General features: G+C 58.4%; 14 protein-coding genes. 5 read left to right on the top strand and 9 right to left on the bottom strand.

Annotation, left to right across the window (positions count from 1 at the left end):
* Positions 1–230 precede the first annotated feature (230 nt).
* A complete protein-coding gene (locus tag SD70_RS09830) occupies positions 231–1,322 on the top strand; it encodes a Gfo/Idh/MocA family protein (protein ID WP_197080974.1) in 1,092 nt (363 codons plus the stop codon).
* A gap of 190 nt (positions 1,323–1,512) precedes the next feature.
* Here the strand turns inward: SD70_RS09830 and SD70_RS09825 are convergent, their stop codons facing one another.
* From SD70_RS09825 to SD70_RS09795, 7 genes are all read right to left on the bottom strand, one after another.
* Positions 1,513–1,842, bottom strand: coding sequence for a hypothetical protein (locus SD70_RS09825; RefSeq protein ID WP_041047383.1), 330 nt, complete (start codon positions 1,840–1,842; stop codon positions 1,513–1,515).
* Positions 1,843–1,930: 88 nt separating this feature from the next.
* Positions 1,931–3,160, bottom strand: coding sequence for an MFS transporter (locus tag SD70_RS09820; RefSeq protein ID WP_041047382.1), 1,230 nt, complete (start codon positions 3,158–3,160; stop codon positions 1,931–1,933).
* Positions 3,161–3,373: 213 nt separating this feature from the next.
* The gene (locus SD70_RS09815; protein WP_041047381.1) at positions 3,374–3,709 is read right to left on the bottom strand and encodes a hypothetical protein; all 336 of its coding nucleotides are present in this window, start codon (positions 3,707–3,709) and stop codon (positions 3,374–3,376) included.
* Positions 3,710–3,881: 172 nt separating this feature from the next.
* Positions 3,882–4,604, bottom strand: a complete 723-nt coding sequence (locus SD70_RS09810) for a class I SAM-dependent methyltransferase (RefSeq protein ID WP_041047380.1) — start codon at positions 4,602–4,604, stop codon at positions 3,882–3,884.
* A gap of 251 nt (positions 4,605–4,855) precedes the next feature.
* A complete protein-coding gene (locus tag SD70_RS09805; RefSeq protein WP_041047379.1) occupies positions 4,856–5,581 on the bottom strand; it encodes a S1C family serine protease in 726 nt (241 codons plus the stop codon).
* Positions 5,582–5,700: 119 nt separating this feature from the next.
* The gene (locus tag SD70_RS09800) at positions 5,701–6,135 is read right to left on the bottom strand and encodes a hypothetical protein (RefSeq protein ID WP_156157950.1); all 435 of its coding nucleotides are present in this window, start codon (positions 6,133–6,135) and stop codon (positions 5,701–5,703) included.
* A 32-nt stretch (positions 6,136–6,167) separates the two neighbouring features.
* Positions 6,168–6,593 (bottom strand): Hsp20/alpha crystallin family protein, encoded by a 426-nt coding sequence (locus SD70_RS09795; protein WP_041047378.1) that lies wholly within the window; start codon positions 6,591–6,593, stop codon positions 6,168–6,170.
* Positions 6,594–6,852: 259 nt separating this feature from the next.
* Here SD70_RS09795 and SD70_RS09790 point away from each other — a divergent pair, with 259 nt between their 5' ends.
* The 3 genes from SD70_RS09790 (at position 6,853) to SD70_RS09780 (ending at position 9,387) form a co-directional block, all read left to right on the top strand.
* A complete protein-coding gene (locus SD70_RS09790; protein ID WP_052487224.1) occupies positions 6,853–7,398 on the top strand; it encodes a DUF1003 domain-containing protein in 546 nt (181 codons plus the stop codon).
* An 88-nt stretch (positions 7,399–7,486) separates the two neighbouring features.
* Entirely contained in the window at positions 7,487–8,176 is a 690-nt protein-coding gene (locus SD70_RS09785; protein WP_041047377.1) for a metal-dependent hydrolase, read from the top strand.
* Between the two features lie 107 nt (positions 8,177–8,283).
* Positions 8,284–9,387 carry a citrate synthase/methylcitrate synthase gene (locus SD70_RS09780; RefSeq protein ID WP_041047376.1) on the top strand — a complete coding sequence of 368 codons (1,104 nt, stop codon included), beginning with the start codon at positions 8,284–8,286 and terminating at the stop codon, positions 9,385–9,387.
* Positions 9,388–9,699: 312 nt separating this feature from the next.
* On the opposite strand, the gene SD70_RS09775 is transcribed toward SD70_RS09780, so the two are convergent.
* Together SD70_RS09775 and SD70_RS36825 are read right to left on the bottom strand one after the other, a co-directional pair.
* Complete coding sequence (locus SD70_RS09775; RefSeq protein ID WP_041047375.1) at positions 9,700–9,951, bottom strand: hypothetical protein; 252 nt, start codon at positions 9,949–9,951, stop codon at positions 9,700–9,702.
* 34 nt (positions 9,952–9,985) lie between these two features.
* Positions 9,986–10,150, bottom strand: coding sequence for a hypothetical protein (locus tag SD70_RS36825; protein WP_197080973.1), 165 nt, complete (start codon positions 10,148–10,150; stop codon positions 9,986–9,988).
* 128 nt (positions 10,151–10,278) lie between these two features.
* Between SD70_RS36825 and SD70_RS09770 the strand changes: the two genes are divergently transcribed.
* On the top strand, positions 10,279–10,491 hold the full coding sequence (locus tag SD70_RS09770) for a hypothetical protein (protein ID WP_041047374.1): 213 nt from the start codon (positions 10,279–10,281) through the stop codon (positions 10,489–10,491).
* The last annotated feature ends 171 nt before the right edge of the window (positions 10,492–10,662 follow it).

Genomic DNA, 10,662 nt, shown 5'->3' with positions numbered 1-10,662 from the left:
GCCGGACGACTATGCTATGCTCGACTTGCAATACTGATCCCGAATGTTAGATTTGCAATAAAAGGAGCGTGTTCCCTTTTGGCCAACAGCAAAATCCGTGCAATTTCGCGACATTGTTTCCGGCAACTTGTCGCAATCACGCCATAGGCACTGCCGGACGACTATGCTATGCTCGACTTGCAATACTGATCCCGAATGTTAGATTTGCAATAAAAGGAGCGTGTTCCCTTTTGGCCAACAGCAAAATCCGTATCGGCATTATCGGCACAGGCGGCATCGCCAGAGCCCATGCGAACGCATACAAACAGCTCGAGCATGTTGAGGTCGTCGGCGCTGCCGACGTCATCCCCGGCAAAGCGGCGGAATTCGTGCAGAGCCTTGGCCTGCAAGACGCCCGCGCGTTCGACGACCATCGGGAGCTGCTCGCCCTCGATTTGGACGGTGTCAGCATCTGCACGCCGAACGTCACCCATTACCGCACCAGCATCGATGCGCTCGAAGCCGGCAAGCACGTGCTCGTCGAAAAGCCGCTTTCCGTCACGCTTCAGGAGGCGGTGGAGATGACAGAGACGTCGGCCCGAACCGGCCGCATGCTGACTGTCGGCTTCCAGCCTCGCTATGACCCGAACATGCATATTTTGAAAGACATCGTCCAATCCGGCCAGCTCGGCAACGTTTACTACGTCGAGACGGGAGGCGGACGCCGCCGCGGTATGCCGGGCGGGACCTTCATCCGCAAAGAGCTCGCCGGCGCCGGTGCTTTGGCCGATATCGGCTGCTATTCGCTCGACCTGGCGATGAACGCACTCGGCTATCCGAAGCCGGTTACCGTATCCGCGTACGCTTCGAATCATTTTGGCACGAACCCGCTCTATCATCCTGAAGCGAGCAAGTTCGAAGTCGAAGATTTCGGCGTCGCCCTCGTCCGATTCGATAACGGCATCGTGCTCAATTTCAAAATTTCCTGGGCAATGCACATGGATACGCTCGGCGCAACGATGTTCCTCGGCACCGACGCCGGCCTCAAAGTGACGCCCGCCGGCAAAGGCCCTTGGAGCGGCGTATGGGACGGCGGCATCGGCTCGATGACGCTGTACCACGACATTCGCGGCCACCATACCGAAAGCCCGATCCCTCTCAAGGAGCACAACGTGAACCGATTCTTCGAGAAGGTGCGCGATTTCGTCGACGCCATCCGCGAAGGCCGCGGCGCGCCGATCCCGGCATCGCAAATCGTCCGCAACCAGGCAGTCATCGACGGAATTCTCCGCTCGGCCGAGCTGAAGCGCGAAGTGCAAATCGAGCTGCCCGCCAACCTGTAAAACGCCGACAAGCGACGCCATACAACTTGTGTACGAAAACTGTCAGACGCACTGCGGCCAGGCATGCAGCCACAAAGCCCCACATCAGCAACAAATATGCCCGTGCACGCCAACTGACACGCCCATTGCGTTCAATCGTGCAAAAAGGCTCTACCCGCTAACCCTGCTGCGGGTAGAGCCTTTTTTATCCTTATCCGACTTCCGAAAGTACCATCGTCTGCTGTCCGTACTTGGCCGGAAGCCGCGCCTCCAGCTTTTGCCGGAACGGCACTCCTTTACGCATCAGCGACAGCATAATGAAGCCGTATCGCTCATGCCGCGCGGGATTCGGGAACCTCCGCAAAATGTCGGCAAGCTCCTCGATCAGCAGCTCTTCCTCGGCAAGCACGATATCTTTGCGCCCGACCGTCGCGACCGTGCCGTCCTTACGCCTGACCCGGTACACCGGTTCCGCATATTTCAAATTGGCGCTTCCGATAACCTCCAAAATGTCGACCCGTTCTTGTTGTGAGATCCACAAAGCTGTACCACCGCTCATGCAGAATCACCACCGTTTCTCCATTCGTTCCTTCTGTTCTCATTGTATCAGAACAAACGTTCGGAGTCTACTACTTTTTTACACGAAGCATAGGCAGCATAACGAGCACGCCAAGCACGAACAAGCCGGATGATACCAAGTATATCGCGGAAAGAGAGAAGGCGTCCTTCAGCAAGCCGGCAACGCTCATCGTCAGCACCATCGCCCCCATAAAGAGCGGGTTGAGAATGCCGTTGACGCGGCCGACGAAGGCGTCTTCGGTATTTTGCAAAATAAGCGTATTGATGGCGATCTGAATTGCCGGCATGACGAGCCCCGAAATGAATTGGGCAACGAGCGCGACGGCGACCGAGGACGTCGTGCCGATCGCGGCGATCGCGACGACGCTGACCGCCATGCCGGCGGCAAGCATCGATTGCGGTGAAGCTTTTTTGGAGAAAGCCATCGCCAGCCCCCCGCCGACGATCATCGCCGCGCCGTTAATGCCGGTAAACCATTGCAAATGGCTTTTGTCCAAACCGAGATGCTCGGTCACCAGAAAAATGCTCATCGGCATAATGAGCCCGATAGCCAGGCCTGCGACCGCGAAGTTGACGCCAAGCATCGTCAACAGGCGACGGCTAAGCACGTACTTGAAGCCTAACGCCATCTCTCGCGCGATATGGGTCTGTTCGCGGCGGTCCTCCGCACGATCCGGCGGCAGGAACATGAGCGTTACGGCCGACAGCACGAAGCAGCCGCACATAATGCCCATAGCCCAGTCGATCCCTAAATTGTAGTAAACGAGCGTGCCAAGACTCGGCCCCAAAATCATAAAAACAGCCATCATCGTCTGGTACACCGACATGCCGAGCTGCAGCTGCGATTCGTGCACGTGCTGCTTGAACAGCCTCATCCCCGAAGGCTGGGAAAATTGCGACAAAATCGAGGAGACGAGCGTCGCGAAAAAGACGGCCTTCCAAGTGCCGAAAAGCAGCGTCAGCAAAACGAGAAGCACCGAAACGGCGCTCAGCAGGTCGCACCAGACCATCGTCCGTTTCGGCCGCCACCGGTCGGCGAACGTGCCGCCGATAAACGAAAACAAAAAGATAGGGAGAAATTCCGCAACGGAAATGAGCGATACGGCATTAGGATCGTTGCCCGTTAAATCCGTTACATAAAACAATATGGCGAAGTTGCGCACCCAAATGCCGATTTGCAAAAACAAGCCGGAAAGCAATATGGCCTGCACGAAGCGGCTTGCGAAAAAGTCCCGCAAGCTCGGCTGTTCCCGCCCCTCGCTTGCTGCGGTCGAAGTCATGAAGCCTGTTCATCCTTTCTGTACGGCTGAAATTCGGCTGCGATAACGCCAGCCTGCGAAACCAGTGTACAGAATAAAGTCGAGCATGTGCCAGTGAAGCGGGTCATATGACCGTCGTCATACGCACCGCTCCCCGTACATGGCAAAGGCCGGCCCCCAGCCGGGGGCCGGCGAGCTTCAACCGGCTTGTTCGCTGCTCACGCCTGCCCGCCGCTACGCCTGAATCCGGTAAGCGGCGCGCGTCGTCTTGATCGTAATGGCGCCGGCGCTCTCGGTATGAGAGACAAGTCCGTCCAGCGCGATTTCGTACTGTCCACTGGGGAGTTCTACCGGCTCCCCGCCCGGATTATGAATCGTGCCTGCGCCGATGAGGCGAAACGAGCGCCGCACCAAGTAGTCGTCGGCCTGCTCCCCGCTCTCCGTGCGCTCGATCCGCTCAAGCTTCAGCCGAACGCGGTCGCGGTCGCCCCCTTCTTCCTTGTCGATAGTCAGCGTTTGCCCGGTATGCTGCTCAAACCACGCATACAGTTCCTGTGTCGTCGCGATCATAGGGACACTCCTGTCGGCCTTAATTTTCCATCTAGGCGTTAAGCTGGCCGTGTGACGCCCCGCGTATTGCCCGCAGTTACTCCTCCAGCTTAACGCCTTGGCGTTAAGCTGGCCGTTTGACGCCCTGCATACCAGCTTAACACCTAGATACCGTGCCCCAAAACACCGCCGATTATTTGCTGCCGATCATAAGTCCGAACCCGAAAAATTCATGGTAAGCAAACATGAGCTCGTCGTACTTTTTGGCCGTTTCCCAGACGGCTTCGTTCTCGTAGGCGTCGGCGTCGGTTTCCTGGAAGAGATCGGGATAGTGCACGATGTCCTCCCAGGCGCTCTCCGGAAACTTGGACGGCTGCCACACCTTCGCCTCGCTGAAGCCCGCCGCGCCGAGCAGCTCCAGCCATTCCTTCTCGGCATACATCCTCTTCACACCGTAAAAATCGCAAATGGCCTGAGCCGCTGTGGAGGTCAGCTTGCGAGCCGCTAAAATTTCACGGTCATACAGCTTGCCGCCCGGCCGCAGGACGCGGGCATACTCGCGCAGCGCTTTGCTCACGTCGGCGAATATCGTTACCGACTCCGCCATCACGACATCGTACTGTTCGTCGGGCAGCGGCAGCTCTTCGACGTTGCCTTGGAGGAAGGTGACCCGCACTTCCTCGCCGCTCGCCCGCCGCCGCGCCTTCGCAAGCATATCCTCGCGCAGATCGAGCGCCGTCACCTCATATCCAAGCTTGGCCAAATAGCACGACGTGCGGCCAGTGCCGCAGCCTACTTCCAAAATCCGGCACCCGGGCGCGATCGGATGCTCGCGCAGCTGGGCTACCGTAGCGGCGAAGCCGCCGGGATGGGCGCTGCCTACACCGAGGCGGGCCAACATTTCCAAATATTCCATACGCCATGTCCTTTCCGTAATCGGGATCTGTATTGTATCGTATGGCAATCGTCCCGATGCGGAATGGACGAACGCCCTGCCCAGGGCAAATGCTCCAAAAAAAAAACGGATCGGGTGCCGCTCTAGGCGTAAGCTGACCGTGTGACGCCCGGCACGCTGCTCGCCGTTACTCCTCCAGCTTAACGCCTTGGCGTTAAGCTGGCCGTGTGACGCCTAGCACGTTGCTCGCCGTTACTCCTCCAGCTTAACGCCTAGGAAGTCAAAAAGCGGCCGATCCGGCTCTTGATGCTGTCGATGCCGATCGCGAAGCCCAAACCTTGGTTATCTTTGACGACGAAGGCGTTCATGCCAATCGCTTGCCCGTTCAAATTAATGACGGGACCGCCGCTGTTGCCTGGGTTGATGGCGCAATCGGTCTGCAAAATGTCTTCATACACTTTCTTGTTTCTGATGCTGCTCATTTGCCTGTTTTTGGCGCTGACGACTCCGGTCGTAATCGTGTGCTCGAGCCCAAGCGGGTTGCCGACCGAGATGACCATCTCGCCGACCTTCGTCGCCGCAGACGAGCCTAACGGCAGCGGGCGCAGCGCCTTGCCGGCATGGATGCGCAGGACGGCGATGTCGCGCGTCGGGTCCGACCAGACGAGCTGGGCCGGATATTTACTGCCGCTGTGCAGTTTGACCTGAATCGATTCGGCATCATGCACCACATGCTCGCTTGTCAAAATATAGCCGTCACGGTGAATAATAAATCCGGTGCCGACGCTCTCCGTTGCCGAATCCTCTTCCTCGTCGAACGGCCACGACAGCGATGGCCAAAAAGCGTTAAGGCGCCGCGGCTTGGGCGATCTCAGCTTGGCCCGGATCGAGATGACGCTGCGCTTCGCCCGCTCTGCGATCGGGACGAAATAGTTTCCGGGATGCCGGAAGGCCGGCCTGCGGACCGGGGATTTGCTCGATACCGCAATTCGTTTCATGGCACACACCTCCGTTGTGTACCAGTGTATGTAGCGGAGCGAGGACCCGTATGGGTTCGTGCCCTCCGGACGCGGTGGGAGCCCGGCCTATTGTCGGGGGCATGTCCTGCGTCGGCGGCTCAGCGGCGCGCACGGATATGCACCTTCGGTTCGCTCTGCGGCGCATTTTTTCCGCTGCGCTCTTCTTCTCCTTCCGTCTGCCCGGCGGTCTCATCCTTTAACGCATCCAGCGACTGCAGCCCTTCCTTGGCTTCCTCCGGCAAGTCGTCCTTGCGAATCATATAGTTGGCCCCGATATTCAGCTTCCCGCTCAGCTCCTTGACGCCGAGTGCCCCGAAATTGTTGTGATGTTCGATCTTCTCGACCACCACTTTGTCGATGCGAATTTGCTCGATCACGATCGGCGCCTCCCGGCAGCCGCTATCCTCCGTGCGCAGCCGCCGCTCCAGCTCGGCGAGCCGGCGCCGCAGCTCGTCCATTTCGCGGCCGCGCCCCCCTAGCCGCTGCGCAAGCCGCCTAAGACAGGCGGCGATGCCGCTACGCAAATGTGCCATAGGCATTCCCACTTCGATTCCGACATAAAATTTCAGTCAATCTGCACGACGGTTTGCGGCCTCGTCTGCCGGCCGATTCGCACCTCCAGCAGTCCGCTCTCGAACTTGGCCGATATTTTCCCGGGCGATGCCTGTTCCGGCAGCCGGATCGCCCGCTCGAACGAGCCGCTGAACCGTTCCGACTGGATGATTTGCAGTTCCTGGTAATAGTGCCGGGCTGTGCCTTTCACATAGAGAAAATCGCTCGTTACAGACAACTGCACGTCCTCCTTGCGCACGCCGGGAATATCGATGAGAACGATGAATTCGCTATTTCCCCTGATGATGTCCACGCGCGGGTACAACGCCTGTACATCGGTTTGTCCCATATCGGAGAACTCGTTCATGAACTGTTTCGTAAAATCTTGATCGAACACGCCGGTCCAAAATTTTGCCGTGAAACTTTTGCGCCATCTCAAACCATTGACGCAGCTTATCGAAGTCCATCGCCGACCGCCCTTTCTCCCGCGCCGGTATGTTCCACTCCGCCTCGCCGTACTTGGATTTCAGCTTGAAAAAGGAGGAGGAGATTTGGAGATGAGTGCGCCGTCTATTGTATAAATATTTTCATCCTCAAGATTCATGCCTTATAAAACGCAGCGGACGCTGGCTCTGCTTAAATATTGCGCGGCGCGGCATCCTAACATCATCCAATCGAAATAACGGGAGTATGAGGCCATGAGTCAACCGGACGACGAATTGCTGCGCGGCGGCGCCTTCCCCGAAGCGTCCGACATCGAGGGCTTCGACATCGAGCTCGACGAGAGCAGCGCCGGGCGCATCGACCGGCTCGTCAACGATTACGAGGAAACGATTCTCCAGCATTTGAACAGCGAGTACGTGCGCACGACGACGTGGGCCGACCGCATCGCCGACCGGATGGTTGCTTTCGGCGGCAGCTGGCCCTTCATCGTCGTGTTTGCCGTACTGCTTGTCGCCTGGATCGTATGGAACGTACTGCCGTTCATGCCGCATTTCGATCCGGCGCCGTTCATTTTGCTGAATTTGATGCTTTCATTGCTGGCCGCCTTCCAGGCCCCGGTCATTATGATGAGCCAAAACCGGCAGGCGGCGCGGGACAAAAACGAGTCGATCATCGATTTCGCCATCAATTACAAAGCCGAGCAGGAAATCGACGATATGCAAAATCATTTGCACCGCATCGAAGGCGAGCTGCGCGAAGTGAAGAAGCTGCTGCTGGAGCTGAAGGGACGGTCGGAGTGACGCCCGCGGCTCTTTTTTCTTTTGGCTGCCGTTGCATTATACTGGTATTGTTGGCGGATGATCTCATTATCGAAGGAGGAGTTCACTGATGAACGTTCAGTTTCTCGGCCATTCCTGCGTACGGATTACGACCGGCGGCACCAGGCTGCTAATCGACCCGTTCCTGTCCGGCAATCCCCTCGCCGGCGCCAAGGCGGACGATCTGGAGGCGGATTACGTGTTGCTGACTCACGCCCATGGCGACCATATTGCGGATGCCGCATCGATAGCGGTCCGCACCGGCGCGACGGTCGTCGCCACGTTCGAGCTCGCGCAGTATATGCGCTGGCAAGGGGCGAAAACGCATGAAATGAATCTCGGCGGCTCGTTCCGCTTCGACTTCGGCACCGTACAAATGGTACCCGGCTTCCATAGTTCCGGCATCGTGAACGAGGAGACGAAGACGATCGTGTACGGGGGCATGCCGGCCGGATTCGTGCTGACGCTGGAGGGCAAACGGATATACCATGCGGGCGATACTTGCCTGTTCTCCGACATGAAGCTGATCGCCGCGAAAGGGGCCGTCGATCTCGCTTTCCTGCCGATCGGCGACAATTATACGATGGGCCCGGACGACGCCTTGACCGCCGCCGAATGGGTCCAAGCGAAAGCCGTCGTGCCGCTTCATTACAACACGTTCCCGGTCATTCGCCAAAATGCGGAGCAGTTTGCCGCCGCTTTGAACGAACGCGGCATTCGGGGCATCGTGCTTGAACCGGGACAGTCGACGCAGCTGTAGATTGATAAATATTAATTTTCACTCAAATAGAAAACAATAAATTTACAATATCGTGAATTCCGAGTATGCTCATCATATAGCGGTTAAATCAGAAGGGAGCGACCGGAATGGCAAAAGTAACAGGACTGGAAGGCGTCGTCGCCGCCGAGACGGACATCGGGCTTGTCGACGGCGAACGCGGTCATTTGATTTATAGGGGATACTGGGCGAAAGATTTGGCGGTGAACTACAGCTTTGAGGAAGCGGCGCATCTGCTTTGGTACGGCTCGCTCCCGGACGGGCGGGAGCTGGCTGCGCTTCAGACGCGGCTGCGGGAAAGCCGCAAGCTGCCCGAACAGGTGCGGCTGCTGCTCGATGCGCTGCCGAAGACGCTGCCCATGATGGGCGTGCTGCAGGCGGTTGTCGCCTCGCTCGCCACAGAGGAAGAAGCGGTGTGGCCGCCGAAGGTTTCGCAAGCGGAGCGGTTGACGGCGCTGCTGATTGCGATCATCGCTTACCGCCACCGCAGCCTGCAAGGACTGGCGCCGATTGACCCCGACCCGGAGCTGGACCACGCAGCGAACTATTTGTACATGCTGACCGGCGAAAGGCCGAATCCCGACCACGCCAAGGCGCTCACCGCCTACCTTATCCTCGGCATGGAGCACGGCATGAACGCCTCGACATTCTCGGGGCGCGTGACGCTGTCGACACAGTCGGATCTGTTCGCTGCCGTCAGCGCGGCGATCGGCACTATGAAGGGCCCGCTGCACGGCGGGGCGCCGTCGGAAGTCATTGCCATGCTCGAGGAGATCGGTACGAAAGACCGCGCCGAGGCGTGGATGAGGAACGTGCTGGAGAACGGCGGCAGACTGATGGGCTTCGGCCATCGCATTTACAAAACGAAAGACCCTCGCGCCGAAGCGCTGCGCATCGTGACGGAACGGCTGACCGGCGGCGATCCGTCGTTCGAGCTCGCACTCCACGTTGAAGAGACCGCGATTCGGCTGCTGGCCGAATATAAACCCGGACGCAGGCTGTACACGAACGTGGAATTTTTCGCCGCAGCCGTCATGATGGCGATCAAGCTCCCGACCGAGCTATTTACGCCGACGTTTACCGCGGCGCGCACCGTCGGCTGGACAGCGCACATGCTGGAGCAAGCGGGCATCAACCGCATTTTCCGGCCGCAGTCGACGTACACCGGACGGATGCCCGTTTTCGGCGACTGATGCTCGTACACCGGGTGCGGCTGGGCCGTACCTGCAAACGGCAACGGCTTAGGCCATCTTCCGGTACAGGCTGCAATTGGAAGAGGCGATCTCCGAGGTCATCAGTGATGGCCGCGGGATCGCCTCTTTTTCATTTCATCGGAAGAGTATATGCTTTTGCGTTTACGTAGGCAGGTTCCGCTGCTAGACGTTGAGCTGGAGGAGTAAACGGCGGGCAATGTCCGGGCATCGCACAGCCGGCTTAACGCCGGTATATGGGCACGCCCCAAAGGAAAGCGTCAGCGGCGAACTGCTCCACATGCCGCGAGCCGCTTATTTGCCGCCTTTGCGTTCTTTCCGCTGCGCTTGCATATCCCCTGCGCTGATGCCGCCGATGTCGGCGCGCACGTTTTCGCCGGTTGCATCTTCCTTCACGTCGTTGATGCCTACGCTGGAGTACGTGTAAATGTCGTCCAGCTTCTCATCCGTTGCTGCGCTGATACTGTCCGCAGATGCCGCTTTCGTCACATCCCGCTCCGCAGTATCGGCCGCACCCGGCTGTGCGTTTGACCGTACGTCGTCCATCCGGTTCCACCTCCTTCCGCACCGTCTGCTACTTTCAATCCTCCGGCGTCCGGTCAAGGAACAGGCGGGTTACTTCCGTGTATTCGCCCTGCTCGATGTCTTGTTCTGTAGCTTTTTCCTCCAAAGCATCGTGCGTATTCATGCCCGGAGCGATCGTCGGCTCCTGCTCGCCGCGGTCAGCCTGCTGATCTGCTGTCATTCATATAGCCTCCTTCTCATTGCATTCCTCCTTCTACTATGCGCGGAACCGCCATGTTTTATCGATAACGGCGCATACGTTGCAGGCCGAAGGGAATCGTAGAAACGAGCAAAGGAGGGATTAGCGGCATGTCCATATCCGACAGCCGATCGCTTCAAGACAAGCTTAGCGGCCAAACGGCGAGCTGGGAGCAGCTCTCCGGCCCCGACACCGGCGTGCAAGCCGGCGCGCAGCCCGATTCCGGCGCCGTCGAAGTGCCGACAAGCTACCGCAGCATGGGCGAGAGTTACGCGGACATATCGGACTTCGAGGTAAACCGCGAGTCCACAACGCTGGACTAGCGCAAGCAGCCGGCGTTAAAGCCCGCTGGCCGCCCTTTTCATCCCGAGACGCTTTGATGCTTTGAGCAAAGCGGAAGGCGACGCACGGTTAGCGAATGTACCGCGCTGCATCAACAAAACGAAGACTCTGTCACCCCAATTCGAGGGGACGGAGTCTTTTTGCATGCGGCG

This window comes from Gordoniibacillus kamchatkensis, assembly GCF_000829455.1.
In the GTDB taxonomy this organism is placed as follows: Bacteria; Bacillota; Bacilli; order Paenibacillales; family NBRC-103111; genus Gordoniibacillus; species Gordoniibacillus kamchatkensis.
The sequence above is the reverse complement of the archived record's forward strand: the minus strand, read 5'-3'. Positions and strand labels throughout refer to the sequence as shown.